Genomic DNA, 18,760 nt, shown 5'->3' on the forward strand with positions numbered 1-18,760 from the left:
GCGGGTCCGGGTGGACGAGCAGGGCCGATGGGGGCAACGACCGTGTCTCGAACCACCGTAATGGAGGTCGCGCCGCGCGGCTGTGCATGCAGCGGGACCCGCGAAGAATCCCCTCTGCAGCACCGAAATTATCTGTAACTCACCGTTCACTTCAATTGACCGGACGGCAACACCCCGCTCCCTACTGTTTGTTCTGCAAGACAACAACAGCCTCCTCGGGGGCACGACGAAGGGAAGAACACATGGGTCTGGTTGCCGGTCTGATCGGAGTCGTCGGAGACCTGCTGCACCTGCTCCTCGGCGGACTCTGAGTCCACCGGCCGACGGGGGGTCGGCCACAGGAGAGAAGGCCCCGCGGTGTGGGCGGTTTCAAGGGGTCGACGCAACACCGCTGTTAGTTGGTGGTGATTAGATCACGCAGACGCTCGGCTGGAGTATCCCAGCCGAGCGTTTTGCGTGGCCGGCCGTTGAGCTCCTGGGCGACGTGCTCGAGGTCCGCCGGGCTGTAGACACTCAGATCGGTGCCCTTGGGGAAATACTGCCGCAGCAGTCCGTTGGTGTTCTCGTTGGTGCCGCGCTGCCAGGGGCTGGCCGGGTCACAGAAGTAGACGGCCATATCGGCAGCGATACCGAACTGCTTGTGCCGGGCCATCTCGGCGCCTTGATCCCAGGTCAGCGAGCCACGAAGATGGGCGGGCAGGTCTTTCATCGCGGCGATGAGCGCGTCCCGCACGGATTCGGCGTCGTGCCCGTTCGGCAGGTGCAGCAGCATCGTGTAGCGGGTGGTGCGTTCGACGAGGGTGCCGATCGCGGTCTTGTTCAGCTCACCGGTGATCAAATCGCCTTCCCAGTGCCCGGGCACCGCACGGTCGGCGACCTCGGCGGGCCGGTCACTGATCATCACCATCGGATCGGTGAATCGCTGATACCGCTGACCGTCCGCGCGGTGCGGTTTACGTCTCGCCCGTCCGGTCCGAAGTGACTGTTGTACTTGCTTTTTGAGGCCGCCTCGGGCTTGGAAGTAGAGGGCTTGGTAGATCGTTTCGTGGCTCACCCGCATACTTTCGTCGTCGGGATGATCCCGGCGTAGACGGTGCGAGATCTGCTCCGGTGACAACTTCCGGGACAGGCCTTCCTCGACCGCTGCCCGCAGGACCGTGTTCACCACCAGTTTGGACTGCTTGGGCCGCGCCCGGGCCGTGGCGGCGGCTCGATCGGCCTGATACGGCAGGTAGCTGCCCTCGATGCTGTGCCGACGAATCTCCCGCGAGACGGTCGAGACGTTCTTGCCGATCCGAGCGGCGATGGTTCGCAGCGAATCCTCGACGAGCAGGCCGTCGGCGATCGCGATCCGGTCCTCGGTCGACAGATACCGGTCGCTGATCGCCGGCCGTCCGCTGCCCTCACAGGTCACACTGGTCACAGACTGTGTGTAGACGGTTCCGTGGTGGTAGTCCACCACCCGCCCATCGGGATGGATCCGCTTATTGTTCGAGCGCCGGATTCCCTGCCGCCAGTCCCGTGCGGTGCGTTCGTTGACCCCGACCTCACGGGCTGCTCGTCTGGCCGACCAGCCCGCTGCGATCAACTCCAGGCAACGACGCTTGGCTTCGAGTTTGCCCTTCGGTGAGATTTTCTCCCTGCCGACCAGTCCCTCGTCCACCAGGATCCGGCGGGCCACCGAGTGCGCGACCTTCGATGCCTTCGCCGCCCGATTGATCGACCCGGTCTCGTTGTAGACAGACACGATCAGCGCACGGTCGGCGGTGCCGGCCGGGCCACGGGATCTACCCGCCGGCCGGTCGATGGCCCTCAAGATCGCGTAGCACCGCTGCCGGGGCAGCCCGATCGCGGCCGCGGCCTCCTTGACCGGAATCCCGGCATCGATCAGTCGTGCCAGTTGGTTACCGAACCGGTCGCAGTCCTCCGTGAACGACATGATCGTCGCAACCTCTCGTTGAGAGTGTTGCGACGATCATGTGAACCCGCCGTGCACGCCGCGGGGCCTCTCCGTGTGCCGGGCGATCCCGTCCGCGACCGGCGTGGATCCGGGCACGTGAGATCCGCCGCCCGGCCGTCACGAAGCGCGGTCGGTCGGTAGTGTGCTCCCCGTGAAAGCACTGCGCCGGTTCACCGTACGAGCCCATCTTCCCGAGCGGCTGGCTGCGCTGGGAGCCCTGACGGCCAACCTCCGATGGTCCTGGCACCCGCAGACCCAGGACCTGTTCGAATCGGTCGACCCGGACCTGTGGCGCCGGTGCAGCAACGACCCCGTCCGGCTGCTCGGCGAGGTGCCGCCGGCCCGCCTCGACGCGCTCGCCGAGGACGGCGACTTCCTCGCCCGCCTCGACGCCGCCGCCGCCGACCTCGAGCACTACCTCACCCGCCCCCGCTGGTTCCAGGAACAGCAGGAGCGCGGCACGACACTGCCCGCCGGCATCGCCTATTTCTCCATGGAGTTCGGTGTCACCGAGGTGCTGCCGAACTACTCCGGCGGCCTCGGCATCCTCGCCGGCGACCACCTCAAGGCCGCCTCCGATCTCGGCCTGCCGCTCATCGGCGTCGGCCTGCTCTACCGGTCCGGCTACTTCCGGCAGTCGCTCAGCGCCGACGGCTGGCAGATGGAGCACTACCCCTCCTACGACCCGCAGGGCCTGCCGCTGCGACTGCTCACCGAGGCCGACGGCACCGCCGCGCTCGTGCAGGTCGCCGTGCCGGGCGGACGCACACTCGACGCGCGGATCTGGATCGCCCAGGTCGGGCGCGTCCCGCTGCTGCTGCTCGACTCCGACATCCCCTCCAACGACGAGGAGCTGTGCGGGGTCACCGACCGCCTCTACGGCGGCGACCAGGACCACCGCATCAAGCAGGAGATCCTCGCCGGCGTCGGCGGTGTCCGCGCGGTGCGCGCCTACACGCGCATCCACGGTCTGCCCGACCCCGACGTCTTCCACATGAACGAGGGACACGCGGGTTTCCTCGGCGCCGAACGCATCCGCGAACTCGTCACCGGCGCCGGACTCGACTTCGACGAAGCGCTCGCCGCCGTGCGGGCCGGCACGGTCTTCACCACCCACACCCCCGTGCCCGCGGGTATCGACCGCTTCCCGATCGATCTCGTGCGCCACTACTTCTCGGGCACCAACGGCGAGAACGAGTCGGCACTGCTGCCCGGCCTCACCGTCGACCGCATCCTCGCGCTCGGACGCGAGAGCAACCCGAACGTGTTCAACATGGCCCATCTCGGTCTGCGCCTCGGCCAGCGCTGCAACGGCGTGTCGAAGCTGCACGGCGAGGTCAGCCGCGGCATGTTCGAAGGACTGTGGCCCGGATTCGACGCCGCCGAGGTGCCCATCGGCTCGGTCACCAACGGTGTCCACGCCCCCACCTGGGCCGCGCGCGAATGGATCGCGCTCGCCAACCGCCTCGCCGGACCCGACCGGGTCGAGGAGGCCCGCGGCTGGGAACTGCTCCAGACCATCGACCGCAAGGAACTGTGGTCGACCCGCAACACGTTGCGCGCGCAGCTCGTCGCCGAGGTGCGTCGCCGGCTGCGCGAGTCGTGGCTCGAACGCGGCGCCACCGAAGCCGAACTCGGCTGGATCGAGTCGGTCTTCGATCCGAACGTGCTCACCGTCGGGTTCGCGCGGCGCGTGCCCACCTACAAGCGCCTCACCCTGATGCTGCGCGACCCCGAACGGCTGCGCGCGCTGCTGCTCGACGACGAACGGCCCGTGCAGCTCGTCGTCGCCGGCAAGAGCCACCCCGCCGACGACGGCGGCAAGGCGCTCATCCAGCAGGTCGTGCGGTTCGCCGACGAGTACGACGTGCGGCACCGCATCGTCTTCCTGCCCAACTACGACATGTCGATGGCCCGCTATCTGTACTGGGGTTGCGATGTGTGGCTGAACAACCCGCTGCGCCCGCTCGAGGCGTGCGGCACGTCGGGCATGAAGTCGGCTCTCAACGGCGGTCTCAACCTGTCCATCCGCGACGGATGGTGGGACGAGATGTTCGACGGCGAGAACGGCTGGGCCATCCCCACCGCCGACGGTGTCGACGACACCCGTCGCGACGATCTCGAGGCCGCCGCGTTGTACGAGTTGCTCGAACGTTCGGTGCTGCCGCGCTTCTACGACCGTGACTCCGACGGGGTGCCGGCCCGCTGGATCGAGATGGTGCGCCACACGCTCGAGAATCTCGGCCCGAAGGTGCTCGCCTCGCGCATGGTGCGCGACTACGCCGTCGACTACTACATCCCCGCGGCCGCGGCGGCCGCGAAGGTGACCGCCGACGACTACGCGGGCGCGCGGGCGCTGGCCGACTACCGGCACCGCATCGAGGCGTCGTGGCCGGGAGTGCGTGTCGCGCAGGTCGATTCGACGCCGATCCCGGACGTGCCGCAGATCGGCCTGCCGCTGGGGCTGACCGCGCACGTCCAGCTCGGCGACCTGACCCCGGAGGACGTCGAGGTGCAGGCCGTGGTCGGGCGCGTGGGCTCCGACGACACGATCGGCGACCCCGTCACCGTGGCGATGGAGCACATCGGTACCGACCCTCTGGGGGAGGAGTTCACCGCGACCGTGCCGCTGCCGCTCGCCGGCGCCGTCGGCTACACGGTGAGGGTACTGCCCAGGCACGGGCTGCTCGCCTCACCCGCCGAACTCGGCATGGTCGCGCTCCCGTAGGAGATCAGGACCCGCCGGGTGCTCGGCCGCGCAGACGCGTGAGTGCCCGGCGGACCACCGCCGGATCGGCCGTCTCCCAGAACGGCGGCAGCGACGCACGCAGATAACCGCCGTACCGCGCGGTCGCCAGACGCGAGTCGAGCACCGCCACCACGCCCCGGTCGTCGGTGCTGCGCAGCAGACGCCCGACACCCTGCGCCAGCAGCAGCGCGGCGTGGTTGGCGGCGACCGCCATGAACCCGTTGCCGCCGCGAGCCTCCACGGCGCGTTGCCGGGCGACCAGCAGCGGATCGTCGGGGCGGGGGAACGGAATGCGGTCGATGATCACCAGCGACAGCGACGGGCCCGGAACGTCGACACCCTGCCACAGCGACAGGGTACCGAACAGGCTCGTCGCCTCGTCGGCTGCGAACTTCTCGACCAGCGCGCCGGTCGCGTCGTCGCCCTGGCACAGGATCGGTGTGTCGAGACGCTCGCGCAGTGCCTCGGTGGCGGCCTTCGCGGCGCGCATCGAGGAGAACAACCCGAGGGTGCGCCCTTCGGCGGCGGTGACGAGTTCGGCGATCTCGTCGAGATGCGAGGGCGGCAGACCGTCGCGGCCGGGTGGCGTCAGATGCTTCGCGATGTAGAGGATGCCCGCCTTCGCGTGATCGAAGGGCGACCCCACGTCGATCCCGTTCCACGCGAGATCGCCCTTGTCGGACGGAGGTTCGGCACCGGAGGCGGAGGTGGTGTCGCTGCGGGCCGGCGACTGCGGCGGCAGACCCCAGTTGACCGCGAGTCCGTCGAACGACCCGCCGACCGTGAGGGTCGCGGAGGTGAGGATGACGGTGGACTCACCGAACAACCGGCTGCGCAACAACCCACCGACCGACAGCGGCGCGACCCGCACGGTGCGGCGCACGTTGCCGCGGAACTCGTCGGCGGCGAGCCACACGACGTCGGGTCGCTGCGAAGGGTCTCGCTGCTCGAAGGTCGTCAGCACCCGGACCGCGCAGTCGTGCACCTCGTCGATCTCCGCGAGCGCCTGACTGCGGGCCGCGGCGACCTCGGGATCGGTGCCGGGCTTGGCCGGTCCGATCGCCGTGTGCACGGCCCAGGCGGCATCGCGGATCGAGGCCAGCGCGGCCGCGGCGCCCTCGGGCAGCTCGTCCCAGCGACCCGCCGGTAGTTCTTCGAGGAACGACTCCCAGTTCTCGGCGGCACCGTCGAGCCGGTCGATCTCCTCGTCCTCGACGAGCTTGACGCAGCGCCGCGCGGCCGCCGACACCGTGCCCGGCGACAACTCGGCGGTGGCGACGTTCGTGATCCGATCGACGAGTTCGTGGGCCTCGTCGACGACCACGACATCGTGCTCGGGCAGGATCGAGATGCCGGTGATCGCATCGATGGCGAGCAGCGCGTGGTTGGTGACGACCACGTCGACCTGCGCGGCCTCGGCGCGCGCGATCTCGGCGAAGCAGTCTTCTCCCACCGGGCACCGCGACTTGCCGAGGCATTCGCGCGCGGTGACGGACAGCTGACGCCAGGCCTGATCGGAGACGCCGGGGGACAGGTCGTCGCGGTCGCCGGTCTCGGTGGTGGACGACCACTCCGTCACCCGCCGCACCTCGCGGCCGATGCGCGAGAGGGCGAACGCGTCGAACAACTCGGCGTCGGGCGTCTCCTCGGCGAGACCGGTATGGATCTTGTTCAGGCACAGGTAGTTTCCGCGACCCTTGAGGATCGCGAAACGCGGGCGCCGGCCGAGCGAACCGGCGAGGGCGTCGGCGAGTCGTGGCAGGTCGCGTTCGACGAGCTGCCGCTGCAAGGCGATGGTCGCGGTGGAGACCACCACGGTGCGGCCCGTCTTCACCGCGTACCGGATGCTCGGCACGAGATAGGCCAGCGACTTACCGGTACCCGTGCCGGCCTGCACGGCGAGGTGTTCGCCGGTGTCGATGCTGTGCGCGACGGCCGAGGCCATCGTCAGCTGGTTGCGCCGCTCCTTACCGCCCAGCGCGTGCACCGCGGTTCGCAGCAATTCTGGGACTTCGGGGAGATCCGGCACCGGCACAGGGTATCGGTCCCCACCGTCACCTTCGGCCTGCGGCCCCGCTACCTGTGACTTCGGTGATATCGGTGACGCCGGGAAGGTCGGTGACCAGCTCGACACCGGCCTCGCGCATCCGCTCGAGGGCGGGGCGGATCGTCGTCTCCGACACCCCCGCGGTGTAGGGCAGCAGCACCTGGGCGCCGAAACCCTCCTCGATCGCGTCGAGCGCGGTGGCCCGCACGCAGTGGTCGGTGGCGATCCCGACGATGTCGACGTCCGTCACGCCGCGGTCGCGCAGCCACGACGCCAACGTCGTGCCCTCGTCGTCGGTTCCTTCGAAGCCCGAATAGGCGGCGTCGTCGGCACCCTTGGAGAAGACGGCCTCGAACCGGTCCGTGGTCAGCTCCGGGTGGAAGTCCGCGCCCGGCGTCCCTGCCCGGCAGTGCGGCGGCCACGAGTCGACGAAATCGGGTTCGGGAGAGAAATGGTCTCCGGGATCGACGTGGTGGTCGCGGGTCGCGACGATGTGCGCGTAGTCGTCACCGCGCGCCTGCAGGAACCGAGTGATGTCGGACGCCACCCGCGAGCCGCCCTCCACGGCGAGCGAACCGCCCTCGCAGAAGTCGTTCTGGACGTCGACCACCAGCAGTGCGCGCATGGCACTCACCCCTCACGGACGAAGCGGGTGGGGATGGCGGGATCCCCGGCCGAGAGCGTCAGGCCCTCCCACGGCAGACGCACCATGCCCTGCCGGAAGTACTCCCGGCTCTCCTCCAGGGTAGGCAGATCGCCGACCGCCTCGCCGCCGCGGACCAGCGGGATCATCAGTTCGTGGACCTGCGAACCCTCGCCCGGCGGGACCTGCTCGGCGCGGGCCGGGTACACGACCTCCTCGACGAGCGTGCCCGTCCTCCGCGCGTACCGGACGGCCCGCTTCGCGCCCCCGCGGGACTCCTTCGACGCACTGCGCTTCTCGACCGCGAGGCCGTCGACTTCCACGAGCTTGAAGACCATGCCCGCCGTCGGAGCCCCCGAGCCGGTCACCAGCGACGTGCCGACGCCGTAGCCGTCGACCGGTTCGGCGCGCAGACCCGCGATCCCGTATTCGTCGAGATCACCGGACATCACGATCTTCGTGCGGGTCGCGCCGAGTCCGTCGAGCTGTTCGCGCACCTGGCGGGCGAGCACACCGAGATCGCCCGAATCGATCCGCACGCCACCGAGTTCGGGGCCGGCCACCGCGATCGCCGTGTTCACGCCCTCGGTGATGTCGTAGGTGTCCACCAGCAGGGTCGTCCCCACACCGAGGCTCTCGACCTGGCTGCGGAAGGCGGACGCCTCGTCGCGGCCGGCCGTCGTGGTGTGCAGCAGGGTGAACGCGTGCGCGGCGGTACCCGCCGCGGGGATGCCGTACCGCTGCGCGGCCTGCAGATTGGACGTCGAGTCGAAGCCCGCGAGATAGGCCGCGCGCGCCGCGGCGACCGCCGCTTCCTCATGGGTGCGCCGCGACCCCATCTCGATGAGCGCGCGGCCGTCGGCCACACTCACCATGCGCGCCGCCGCGGAGGCGATCGCACTGTCGTGGTTGAAGATCGACAGTGTCAGCGTCTCGAGCAGCACACACTCGGCGAAGGTGCCGCTCACCGACAGGATCGGTGAACCCGGGAAGTAGAAGTCACCCTCGCGGTAGCCGTCGATGTCGCCGGAGAACCGGAAGTCGCGCAACCACTCGACGGTCCGCGGAGCCAGGAAACCGGCGGCGAGTTCGAGTTCGGCCTCGTCGAACCGGAACGATTCGAGTGCCTCCACCAACCGTGCGGTGCCCGCGACGACGCCGTACCGCCTGCCCGGGGGAAGGCGCCGGGCGAAGACCTCGAAGACGCACGGGCGGTCGCCCGTGCCGTCCGCCAGGGCAGCCTCGAGCATGGTCAACTCGTACTTGTCCGTGAACAATGCGGTACCGGGACGACCGGCACGGTGAATGGCTTCGGGCACCCGATCACTGTAGAGCCACGCCCTCCGAGGCGGGTTTTTCGCGATGCTCCGAAGTCGTACCCTGGGAACATGGCGCCGTGTAGTACGACCACTCCGCTCGACGTCCGATCGACGGCGGCCCAGGCCGTTCGGGCCATGGCGGGACAGGCCGTTCCGGCCGAGGCCGAAATCGTCGAGGAGATCGAAGCGGTCGACAGGCCATGGGTGACCGTGGTCTGGGACGACCCCGTCAATCTCATGCACTACGTGACGTTCATCTTCCAGAAGCTGTTCGGGTACAGCAAGGCCAAGGCCACCGAGCTCATGCTCAAGGTCCACAACGAGGGCAAGGCCGTCGTGTCGAGTGGTTCGCGTGACAAGATGGAACACGACGTGCAGCGTCTGCACGCCGCCGGACTGTGGGCGACGATGCAACGCGACGAATGATCCCCACAGGAGGGCCCGACCGACGTGCGGCAGTGGACCAGGAAGAACTCGCTCAGCGGCCCCAAGCTCCGGTCGGAGATGGACGCCCACGAAGCGTCGGTGCTGCGGTCGCTCGTGTCCTCCGTGCTGGGCATGCTCGAGGAACGCGCCGGACAGGCCCCGCAGGACGACCTCGCGGCGCTGACCGGCCTGCGCACCGGTAACGCCACCCCGCCCGAGATCCCGGCGCTGCGACGCCTCCTACCCGAGTTCCACCGCCCCGACGCCGATGCCGTCGCCGATGTCGGCGACGACGCAGCCGACCTCAACGGTGCGATGCGGAGCCTGCACGAACCGAGCATCATCGACGCCAAGCTCGCCGCCGGCGCGGTCATCCTGCGCACCGTGCCGGAGGGCGGCGGCAAGGTGGTGCTCAATCCCGAACAGGCCGAGGCCTGGCTGTACGGACTCAACGACGTGCGGCTCGCGCTCGGTACCACCCTCGGCATCGACGCCGACACCCCCGACGTCCTCGACGACGACGATCCGCGTGCCCCGCATCTCGACGTCTACCACTGGCTGACGTGGATGCAGGACTCCCTCGTCCAGGCGCTGCAGCCGTGATCGTGCCGGGACCGACCGATTCGCTGCTCGACGTGGCGGGTCTGAGTGTCGGTCACTGGCAGCACCTCGATCCCGAGGTCACCGTCGGCACCCCCGAGGTTCCCGGTACGGGCGCCGCCACGGGATGCACCGTCGTGCTCGCCGACCCGTCCGCCGTCGCCTCGGTGGACGTGCGCGGCGGGGGACCGGGCACCCGGGAGACCGACCTGCTCGATCCGAGCCACTCCGTGCAGCGCGTCGACGCGGTGCTCCTCACCGGAGGCAGTGCATACGGGCTGGCTGCCGCCGACGGCGTGATGCGCTATCTCGAGAAGAACGGCAAGGGGATCCCGATGGGCGCGCCCGGCGCGGTCGTCCCGATCGTCCCCGGCGCCGTCATCTTCGACCTGCCGGTGGGGCAGTGGTCCGCGCGCCCGACCGCCGATTCCGGTTGCACCGCCGCGGCCACCGCCAGTTCCACACACTTCGCGCGCGGCAGTGTCGGTGCGGGCACCGGTGCCCGCGCCGGGGCGCTCAAGGGCGGCATCGGATCGGCGAGCGTGCGGATCACGGACGGCCCCGCGGCCGGGGTGACCGTGGCGGCGCTGATGGTGGCGAACCCCGTCGGCTCGGTGTTCGACCCCGTGACCGGCCTGCCCTGGGGTGTCGACGCCGCGCGCGCCGAGGAACTCGGACTGTCGTCGCCCTCCGCGTCGGATCTGGCCGCGGCCCGCGCGCTCGGCGACAAGGGCACCGTCCTCAACACCACGATCGGTGTGGTCGCCACCGACGCACCGCTGTCGAAGGCCGCGTGCCGTCGCGTCGCGGTCACCGGACACGACGGTCTCGGCCGCGCGATACGTCCCGCGCACTCCCCGCTCGACGGCGACACGATCTTCGCGCTCTCGACCGGCACTGCCGACGTCTCCGACGCACTGGGCGATGCCCCGTCGATCCCGGCCTTCGCCGCCGAACTGCCGATCCTCGCCGCGGTGTGCGAGGCCGCGGCGGTGGTGGTCGAACGCGCGATCGTCGACGCCATCCTGTCCGCGACCTCGGTGGCCGACATCCCCGCCTACCGCGACGTGCTGCCCTCGGTCTTCGGCCGCTGACCGGTACGTGACGGCAGAATGGTGCCATGACCATTCCCAGCGGTACCGGCGCCGACACCCGCATCCGGCCGATCTGGCAACGTGCCGGTCTGTGGATCGGCGGGTTCGTCGCGATGCTCTACGGCATCGAGGCCGTCGATGCGGTGCTCCCCGCCGATCTCGACGCGGCCGGTGTCGAACCACGCACCGCCGACGGGCTGTGGGGCGTGTTGTTCGCGCCGATCCTGCACGCCGACTGGGCCCACCTCACCGCCAACACCGTGCCCGCACTCGTCCTCGGCTTCCTGGTGCTGCTCTCCGGCATCGGGCGCGGCCTGGCCGCGACAGCGATCATCTGGGTCGTCGCCGGGGTGGGGACGTGGTTGATCGCCGGCTCGGGTGAGACCCACATCGGAGCGTCGAGCCTGATCTTCGGGTGGCTCACCTACCTGATCGTGCGCGGGGTGTTCACCCGCAAGGCCGGGCAGATCCTGCTGGGAGTCGTGGTGCTGTTCCTCTACGGCGGCATGCTGTGGGGCGTGCTGCCGAGCGAACCGTGGATCTCCTGGGAAGGGCACTTCTTCGGTGCGGTCGGCGGCGTCCTCGCGGCATGGGCGCTGTCCGCGGACGCGCGTCGCGCCCGCCGCACCACCACCTCCGTCATGCCACGCTGACCACCCACGTCGACAACCCACCGATCGGCCGCGCGAAGAGGCAGAACGATCCGCGCGTCACACCTTCCCGGCCACTGTGAGTCTGCGCCGCAATACGCGCGTTGGCTTCATCGAGGGACCTTCGGCATGGCAGCATGGCTGATATGCGCATGACCGTTCTGGGGTGCTCGGGCAGTGTGGCCGGGCCTGATTCCGCAGCCTCCGGCTATCTGCTGACGGCACCGGACACCCCACCCCTGGTCATCGACTTCGGTCCCGGCGTCCTCGGTGCGCTCCAGCGCCACGCCGACCCCGGCGAAGTGTCGATCCTGCTGTCGCATCTGCACGCCGATCACTGCCTCGACCTGCCCGGTCTGCTGGTCTGGCGCCGCTATTCCCCGTCGCCGCCGCAAGGTCGCGTCCTCACCTACGGTCCCGCCGGCACCGCCCACCGCATCGGCGTGGCGTCCGCGGAGATCCCCGGCGAGGTCGACGACGTCAGCGACACCCTCGACGTCCGGATGCTCGGCGACGGCGAGCAGATCCGGTTCGGGAGCCTGACCATCTGTCCCGGCCGCGTCCACCACCCGCCGGAGGCCTACGGCTTCCGCATCACCAGCGACTCCGGCCGCACCCTCGTCTACACCGGCGACACCGGGATGTGCGATTCGGTCGTCGAACTCGCCCGCGGCGCCGACGTGCTGCTCGCCGAGGCGTCGTGGACCCACGCGCCGGGGGAACGCCCCGAGGGCGTGCACCTGTCGGGTACCGAGGCCGGTCGCGTCGCAGCCCTCGCGGGTGTCGGCGAACTCCTCCTGACCCACATCCCGCCGTGGACCTCCCGCGAGGACGTCATCGCCGAGGCCAAGGCCGAGTACTCCGGACCGGTCCACGCGGTCACCGCCGGAGACGTGTACCGCATCTGAAAGGCCCGTCCCCGGATCGCCTAGGCTCGGACGAGTGACGACACGAGAAGACGGCAGAGCGGACGACGAACTCCGGAACATTCGCATCACCCGGGGTTTCACCAACCACCCGGCGGGCTCCGTGCTCGTCGAATTCGGACAGACCCGCGTGATGTGCACCGCCAGCGTCGAGGAAGGCGTCCCGCGGTGGCGTAGGGGCTCCGGTCTCGGCTGGCTGACCGCCGAGTACGCGATGCTTCCCGCCGCCACCCACACCCGCAGCGGACGCGAATCGGTCAAGGGCAAGCTCGGCGGCCGCACCCAGGAGATCAGCCGGCTCGTCGGCCGGTCGCTGCGCGCATGCATCGACCTCGCCGCGCTCGGCGAGAACACCATCGCGATCGACTGCGACGTGCTGCAGGCCGACGGGGGCACCCGCACCGCGGCGATCACCGGCGCCTACGTCGCACTGTGCGACGCGGTGACCTACCTGCGTGCCGCCGGCAGCCTCGCCGACCCGCAGCCCATCTCGTGCCAGATCGCCGCTGTCAGCGTCGGCGTGGTCGACGGACGTGTCCGTCTCGACCTGCCCTACGAGGAGGACGTGCGCGCCGAGGTCGACATGAACGTCGTCGCCACCGAGACGGGCACCCTCGTCGAGGTCCAGGGCACCGGCGAAGGCGCGACCTTCCCGCGTTCCACGCTCGACGCGATGCTCGACTCCTCGCTCGCCGGTATCGAGGAACTGTGCCGCATCCAGCGCGAGGTGCTCGCCGAGCCGTACCCGGGCACCCTGCCCGAGCCGATCGAGGCCGAGGTCGTCAAGAAGAAGTTCGGAGTCTGACGTGCGGGTGCTGGTCGCAAGTCGCAACGCGAAGAAGCTGCGCGAACTGCAGCGCGTGCTCGACCGCGCCGGGATCGAGGGCATCGAACTCGTCGGCCTCGACACCCTCCCGCCCTACCCGGAGGCACCCGAGACGGGGGAGACCTTCGAGGCGAACGCCGGAGCCAAGGCCCGCGACGGCGCCGCAGCCACGGGGATGCCCTGCGTCGCCGACGACTCCGGTCTCGAGGTCGACGCCCTGCGCGGCATGCCCGGCGTGCTCTCGGCGCGCTGGAGCGGACGCCACGGTGACGACGAGGCGAACACCGCACTGCTGCTCGGCCAGATGCAGGACGTGCCCGACGAGCGTCGCGGCGCGGCGTTCGTGTCGGCCTGCGCGCTCGTGGTGCCGTCGGACGACGGATTCGTCACGACCGTCGTGCGCGGCGAATGGCGCGGCAGCATCGTGCGCGAGCCGCGGGGCGAGAACGGTTTCGGCTACGACCCGATCTTCCGCCCCGAAGGCGAGGAACGCACCGCCGCGGAACTGTCCGCGGAGGAGAAGGACGCACAGTCGCATCGAGGACGGGCACTCGCCCAGCTCGTGCCCGCCCTCGCTGCGCTCGCCGCAAGCGCCTGATTCGCGGCTCGCCGCGAGCCGCTAACGCGCGCCGGCCTGCGTCCCACGCTCCTCGCGCACGGGCTCCTCGGCGCCGGTATCCGATGCAGCATCAGCGTCGGGTGCCGGCGCCGCAGCCGTCTCGGCCGTCGATTGCGTATCCGGTTCGGAGGGTCCGGTCGGCTCGTCGCCGCGGGAGAGTTCACCGCCCACGACGGGCCAGCCCGCAGCGACCAGCTGTTCACGGACGCGCTCGACGTCCTGCGGGTCCGGTTCCTCGTGGATCACCCCTGCCACGATCTTCCGCAGGGTGTCGTGGTCGACCTGCCGCTCCGGGTGCTCGGACGCGGTCGCCGCTGCCGTCTCGATCGCCTCGAGGAGTTCCTCGTCGGTGAGACGACGCTTGAGCACGGCGAGCAACGCGAAGTGATCCTTCGCCGGGATCCCCTCGGGATATCCCGCACGCAACCAGTCCAGTACCACCCGTGGATTCCAACGCGCCATCGTCGCCTCCTCACTCACCGTCCCGCACGGACCGTTCGAACCCGAAATGTCCGGCCGGGACCCCCTGTCAGGGTCACAGGGTTCCCGCCACGATAGCGAGGAACACCTGATTCGCCCCGTCAGGGCAGTGACATGTCCCCCGTCAGGGCAGTGACATGTCCCGCAGATACGCCGTGACCATGGCGGTGAGCTCGTCGGCCACGACGTCCCGATGCACCGGGGGACGGTCGAGAACGTACGAGACGGCCACGTTCTCGACCGTACGCACGAGAATCCACGCGATCGCCTCCACCGGACGGTCGCCGCGCCCGCGGAGATGGAAACGCAGCCACATGTTGAGCAGGTCGTCGATCCGTCGTTCGAAGGCGGCGAGCCGGCTGTCGGACGAGCGCGGTAGTTCCTCGATGAGCACCTGGAGCAGGCGCGGATTCTCGGCGAGCGCGTCGAGCAGTTCGCCCATCGTGTCGCGCACCGATACGGGGGTGGGCGGGCCTTCGAGAGCGTCCGCGAACACGCGCGAAATGCGAGCATGCATCCCGTCCGTCCAGCGGTCCACCACCTCCGCGACGATGGCGTCCTTGTCGGGGAAGTACTGGTACAGCGAGCCCGGACTGATCCCCGCCACGCGCGCGATCCGGTTCGTCGAGGCACCTTCATAGCCGTTTTCCAGCAGAACCGTGCGACCTGCGGTGATGATCCGTTCGACCATCGCGCGGGAACGTTCCTGTTGCGGCGCGCGCCGCCGGCGCCGGTCGCTCGGGCTCATCGCCGCACCGGAAACGCGAATTGAACGCGAGTAACAGCTCGTGTGAACATCGCCTCATGGTGACACAGGAGTTGCTACGGGACGAGAGCACGCGCCCGTACCCCACGCGGTACGAGGGCAATCGGCCCCGCAACGAGCGCATCGGGAGACCGCTGAAGAAGTTCGCCCGGATCCACGAGGTGGATCAGCACCTGCTCGACCGCATCGGCCGGAGGATGTTCGCCCGCGACGAGGTGGGGGCCGCGCTCGTCCGCGGTATGCGCCGCGACCGGGACGACCCGGAACGCGTCACCATGAAGCAGTTCCACCGGGCACTGGCACACGGGATCGACGCGGTACCCGATGCACCCGCTGCGCTGCGCGAGTTCTTCGCCGTCGTCGACACCGTCCCCGACTGGGTGGACCGGGACCTGCTCGAGAAGGGTGCACGGGCATTCCGTCGCATGGGCCGCACCCGCAACGACGTGCTGCTCCAACTGTCGCTCATCGGTGGCTACCGCTTCGGCGGGCCGCCGGACCTCCTCGTCGAGACCGGCGGACTCACCGGATCCACCGCCATGCGCCGTCTCGGCGAGACCCAGAAGTGGGGCACCGCCGTCGGTGAGCCCGGCGGCATGCGCCGGAACGGGGACGGCTTCAAGCTCACCGTGCACGTACGCGCCATGCACGCACTCGTCAACGACCGGTTCGAGAACAACGGCCGATGGGACATCGAGCACTGGGGACTGCCGATCAACCAGACCGACCAGGCCGCGACCCTCGGACTGTTCAACGGCACCCTGCTCCTGGGTGTTCGCGCACTCGGCTACACCGTGAGCCGCGACGAATCCCGCGCCGTGATGCACCTGTGGAAGTACGTCGGCTGGCTCATGGGCGTGGACGAAGAATGGTTGTTCGACTCCGAACGCGAGCAGCACCGCTTCAACTACCATGTGGTGCTCGTGCAGGACGACGTCACACCCGCGGGCGCCGATCTGTCCCGCGCGCTCGTCGACGGTCAGCGCACGCTCGACTACGGACGCTTCTCCCGGGTCCGGGGTGCCTACGAACGACTGCGGCTGCTCAGCATGCTGCGCTTCTTCCTCGGGGAGCAGGGACTCCACGATCTGGGGCTACCGGTCACCCCGCCCTGGGCGGTCGTCCCCGTCGTCGCGACGAACATCGTCAAATCGCAGGTCCTGAAGAGATCGGCTCCCGGGCGCCGGTTGCTCGAACACCTCGGCGAACGTGCGGCACGCCGCGAACTGGCACTGAAGTTCGGTGCCGCGAAGCCGGACGTGGGCGCCCTGCAGGTATGACGAAAGCGGCCGCGGGAGGAGCATCGTGCTCCTCCCGCGGCCGCTTCGATCGGGAACTCGCGACGCGTGCCTACCGCGCAGATCAGCTCGCGTCGTGGGACGAGAGTTCGTCCTCCGCCCTGTCGTCCTCTGCCCCGTCCGTCTCGTCGAGGATCCAGCGCATCTCGACCACCGTGCCCTTCGGGCCGGCCGAGACCTGGACGTCGCTGGCCAGATTGCGGATCAGCGTCAGCCCGTGACCGCGTGAACGTCGGGCATCGCTGTCGACGGCGTCGTGCCAGGAGCCGTGGTCGACGACCCGCACGACCACCTCACCCTCGTCGGGCAGATACGTCGCCTCGTAGTCGAGCGTCCCGTGCGCATCGTCCGGCGCATAGGCGTGCTCGACGGCATTCGCGAGCGCTTCGTAGCTCGCGAGCAGTATGTCCTGTCGTTGGTCCTCGCTGAGGGGAAGCTTCGCCAGCCACCGCCTCGTGACGACCCGCAGGCCCGCAATCTCGGTCGGGTCGGCGTGCACACCCGACGAACGGATCTCGTCGGGAAAGAGCAAGGCTGACTCCTCGGGCGCAGACGACATGGCTCCTCGGTTCGTCGGGTACGGCGGTCTACTCGGAGACGCCTTCCGGCGAGGCACCGAGGCCGACGAGCGCGTCGTCGAGCTTCGGATGGATCGCCAGGACCTCTCCGAGGCCGAGGAGTTCGAGCGGGCGTGCCGTGGCACTGCCGTGTGCCACGACGGCGAAACCGGTGCTGTCGGCGGCTCGCTTGGACAACTCGACCAACAGAGCGATACCCATCGAAGCGAGGAAATCAACCCCGCTGAGGTCGACGATCAGTCCGGAGATGTCGGAGTCGAGGAGCGCGAGGGCTTCCTGCTCGAGGAGCGGGGCACTCGTCATGTCGACTTCGCCGTTGGCGGACAGCACGGCCACGGAGCCGTTGCGGGTCGTGGAAAGAGTCATATGCGGATGCGCGGTCATGGGATCGTTCACCTTGCCATCATGCAAGATCGTGCCGATAGATGCACACAACGGTCCATCGGCCGCGGCCGCGACCCGCCGTGACCACCCTGTGACCATGCTGTCGTCGAGTCTGTAATGTTCCCTTTCGAGCAGGGAGGGAGGGGCGCCGAGTGGACATGCACCGAGCGCAGAGCGAGTCGGTCGAACCACCGTCGTTGCTCCTCATCGAGGACGATCCGGGTGACGCGCTCATCGTGGAGGAACTCGTCGTCGACAGTGCCCCCGAGATGACCGTCGTGTGGGTGCAGACACTCGCGCAGGCCCGCGACGAACTCGCCACATCGGCTCCCGATTGCGTACTTCTCGACCTCCACCTGCCCGATGCGAGCGGCCTCGAAGCCGTCGCCCGTATCCAGGAAATCACCGATTCCGTCCCCATCGTCGTCCTCACCGGCCTCGCGGAGGAACAGACCGGCCTCGCCGCGCTGTCCGTGGGCGCCCAGGACTATCTCGTCAAGGGACGCGTCGAACCCGATCTGTTCGGCCGCGCCGTCCGCTACGCCATCCAGCGAAAGCAGACCGAGATCGCGGCGGCGGAACTCCAGGCGAGTCAGCTTCACGCGCAGGAGAACGCCCGACTCGAACGCGGCCTGCTCCCGTCGCCGCTCCTGCACGACGGGCAGGACTTCGACGTCGTCGCCCGTTACCGACCCGGCCGGTCGTCGGCTCTTCTCGGCGGCGACTTCTATGACGTCGTGCAGACCGGCGACGGCACCGTCCACGTCCTCATCGGCGACGTCTCCGGTCACGGTCCCGACGAGGCAGCCCTCGGCGTCGGGTTGCGCATCGCGTGGCGCACGCTCGTGCTCAGCGGGGTCGACGGTCCCCGCCGCCTGCACCAGCTCGAGGAGATCCTCGTCGCGGAGCGCACCGAGAGCCGCTTCTTCGCGTCGATGACGAACCTCACGATGTGTGCCGACCGCAGCACCGTCGAGGTCATGCGGGCCGGTCATCCCGGGCTGTTGCTCCGCCACGGCGGAACCATCGACTGGGTCGAAGCGCCCGGTGGTCCGGCTCTCGGCCTGCTGCCGGGAGTGGCCACCTGGCCCGTCCACAAGCTCGACCTGCCCGAGGACGGCGCGATCGTGCTGTTCACCGACGGATTGTTCGAGGGTCATCGCGGCGACGGCCCGGAACGACTCGGTGAGGAAGGACTCCTCGAGCTCGCGCGCGAACGCGCCCATCTGCCGGCTGCCGAGTTCACCGACTCGCTGATCGACGGTGCCGAGAAACTCGCGGACAGTAGGGGAGGGCTGTCCGACGACGTGGCAGTCGTCCACGTGCAATGGAACAGGAAGTGATCACCACCGCATGACGAACAGCGACGCAACGGCGGAGGCGGGGGACGTGCGT

At 69.4% G+C, this 18,760-nt stretch carries 17 protein-coding genes and 1 pseudogene; 10 read left to right on the forward strand and 8 right to left on the reverse strand.

Annotated elements, in window-relative coordinates; translation table 11 throughout:
- Nucleotides 1-394 precede the first annotated feature (394 nt).
- On the reverse strand, nucleotides 395-1,585 hold the full coding sequence (locus AC0LPE_RS08435) for an IS30 family transposase (RefSeq protein WP_248690839.1): 1,191 nt from the start codon (nucleotides 1,583-1,585) through the stop codon (nucleotides 395-397).
- Between the two features lie 526 nt (nucleotides 1,586-2,111).
- On the opposite strand from AC0LPE_RS08435, the gene glgP reads away from it, so the two are divergent.
- Nucleotides 2,112-4,688 carry an alpha-glucan family phosphorylase gene (gene glgP, locus AC0LPE_RS08440; protein ID WP_490606017.1) on the forward strand — a complete coding sequence of 859 codons (2,577 nt, stop codon included), beginning with the start codon at nucleotides 2,112-2,114 and terminating at the stop codon, nucleotides 4,686-4,688.
- A 4-nt stretch (nucleotides 4,689-4,692) separates the two neighbouring features.
- On the opposite strand, the gene AC0LPE_RS08445 is transcribed toward glgP, so the two are convergent.
- The 3 genes from AC0LPE_RS08445 to AC0LPE_RS08455 are packed head-to-tail and all read right to left on the reverse strand — an operon-like array spanning nucleotide 4,693 to nucleotide 8,718.
- Nucleotides 4,693-6,738 (reverse strand): ATP-dependent DNA helicase, encoded by a 2,046-nt coding sequence (locus tag AC0LPE_RS08445; protein WP_172414889.1) that lies wholly within the window; start codon nucleotides 6,736-6,738, stop codon nucleotides 4,693-4,695.
- A gap of 25 nt (nucleotides 6,739-6,763) precedes the next feature.
- Nucleotides 6,764-7,381, reverse strand: a complete 618-nt coding sequence (locus AC0LPE_RS08450; RefSeq protein WP_160876352.1) for a nicotinamidase — start codon at nucleotides 7,379-7,381, stop codon at nucleotides 6,764-6,766.
- A 5-nt stretch (nucleotides 7,382-7,386) separates the two neighbouring features.
- Entirely contained in the window at nucleotides 7,387-8,718 is a 1,332-nt protein-coding gene (locus AC0LPE_RS08455; RefSeq protein WP_490606018.1) for a nicotinate phosphoribosyltransferase, read from the reverse strand.
- A gap of 69 nt (nucleotides 8,719-8,787) precedes the next feature.
- On the opposite strand from AC0LPE_RS08455, the gene clpS reads away from it, so the two are divergent.
- The 7 genes from clpS to rdgB all read left to right on the forward strand — a co-directional run bounded on the left by clpS (nucleotide 8,788) and on the right by rdgB (nucleotide 13,838).
- A complete protein-coding gene (clpS, locus tag AC0LPE_RS08460) occupies nucleotides 8,788-9,144 on the forward strand; it encodes an ATP-dependent Clp protease adapter ClpS (protein WP_088897428.1) in 357 nt (118 codons plus the stop codon).
- Nucleotides 9,145-9,168: 24 nt separating this feature from the next.
- On the forward strand, nucleotides 9,169-9,747 hold the full coding sequence (aosR, locus tag AC0LPE_RS08465) for an oxidative stress transcriptional regulator AosR (RefSeq protein ID WP_088897427.1): 579 nt from the start codon (nucleotides 9,169-9,171) through the stop codon (nucleotides 9,745-9,747).
- On the forward strand, nucleotides 9,744-10,838 hold the full coding sequence (locus AC0LPE_RS08470) for a P1 family peptidase (protein ID WP_490606019.1): 1,095 nt from the start codon (nucleotides 9,744-9,746) through the stop codon (nucleotides 10,836-10,838). The genes aosR and AC0LPE_RS08470 overlap by 4 nt, the downstream gene beginning before the upstream one ends.
- A 26-nt stretch (nucleotides 10,839-10,864) precedes the next feature.
- On the forward strand, nucleotides 10,865-11,491 hold the full coding sequence (locus AC0LPE_RS08475) for a rhomboid family intramembrane serine protease (RefSeq protein WP_145692450.1): 627 nt from the start codon (nucleotides 10,865-10,867) through the stop codon (nucleotides 11,489-11,491).
- 143 nt (nucleotides 11,492-11,634) lie between these two features.
- A complete protein-coding gene (locus AC0LPE_RS08480) occupies nucleotides 11,635-12,396 on the forward strand; it encodes a cyclic nucleotide-degrading phosphodiesterase (protein WP_088897424.1) in 762 nt (253 codons plus the stop codon).
- Between the two features lie 34 nt (nucleotides 12,397-12,430).
- Nucleotides 12,431-13,219 carry a ribonuclease PH gene (gene rph, locus AC0LPE_RS08485; RefSeq protein WP_490606020.1) on the forward strand — a complete coding sequence of 263 codons (789 nt, stop codon included), beginning with the start codon at nucleotides 12,431-12,433 and terminating at the stop codon, nucleotides 13,217-13,219.
- A 7-nt stretch (nucleotides 13,220-13,226) separates the two neighbouring features.
- Nucleotides 13,227-13,838 (forward strand): RdgB/HAM1 family non-canonical purine NTP pyrophosphatase, encoded by a 612-nt coding sequence (rdgB, locus tag AC0LPE_RS08490; protein WP_490606327.1) that lies wholly within the window; start codon nucleotides 13,227-13,229, stop codon nucleotides 13,836-13,838.
- A gap of 192 nt (nucleotides 13,839-14,030) precedes the next feature.
- On the opposite strand, the pseudogene AC0LPE_RS08495 reads toward rdgB, so the two are convergent.
- A pseudogene (locus AC0LPE_RS08495) lies at nucleotides 14,031-14,321 on the reverse strand (DUF3349 domain-containing protein); the annotation flags it as partial.
- A 142-nt stretch (nucleotides 14,322-14,463) separates the two neighbouring features.
- Nucleotides 14,464-15,087 (reverse strand): TetR/AcrR family transcriptional regulator, encoded by a 624-nt coding sequence (locus tag AC0LPE_RS08500; protein ID WP_229567846.1) that lies wholly within the window; start codon nucleotides 15,085-15,087, stop codon nucleotides 14,464-14,466.
- 56 nt (nucleotides 15,088-15,143) lie between these two features.
- On the opposite strand from AC0LPE_RS08500, the gene AC0LPE_RS08505 reads away from it, so the two are divergent.
- Nucleotides 15,144-16,385, forward strand: coding sequence for an oxygenase MpaB family protein (locus tag AC0LPE_RS08505; protein ID WP_490606021.1), 1,242 nt, complete (start codon nucleotides 15,144-15,146; stop codon nucleotides 16,383-16,385).
- 82 nt (nucleotides 16,386-16,467) lie between these two features.
- Here AC0LPE_RS08505 and AC0LPE_RS08510 read toward each other — a convergent pair whose 3' ends face one another.
- Together AC0LPE_RS08510 and AC0LPE_RS08515 are read right to left on the reverse strand one after the other, a co-directional pair.
- Nucleotides 16,468-16,935 (reverse strand): ATP-binding protein, encoded by a 468-nt coding sequence (locus AC0LPE_RS08510; RefSeq protein WP_088897419.1) that lies wholly within the window; start codon nucleotides 16,933-16,935, stop codon nucleotides 16,468-16,470.
- A 55-nt stretch (nucleotides 16,936-16,990) separates the two neighbouring features.
- Nucleotides 16,991-17,365 carry an STAS domain-containing protein gene (locus tag AC0LPE_RS08515; RefSeq protein WP_172414886.1) on the reverse strand — a complete coding sequence of 125 codons (375 nt, stop codon included), beginning with the start codon at nucleotides 17,363-17,365 and terminating at the stop codon, nucleotides 16,991-16,993.
- A gap of 158 nt (nucleotides 17,366-17,523) precedes the next feature.
- On the opposite strand from AC0LPE_RS08515, the gene AC0LPE_RS08520 reads away from it, so the two are divergent.
- The gene (locus tag AC0LPE_RS08520; protein ID WP_229568301.1) at nucleotides 17,524-18,708 is read left to right on the forward strand and encodes a PP2C family protein-serine/threonine phosphatase; all 1,185 of its coding nucleotides are present in this window, start codon (nucleotides 17,524-17,526) and stop codon (nucleotides 18,706-18,708) included.
- The last annotated feature ends 52 nt before the right edge of the window (nucleotides 18,709-18,760 follow it).

This window comes from Rhodococcus sp. S3, from assembly GCF_058211795.1.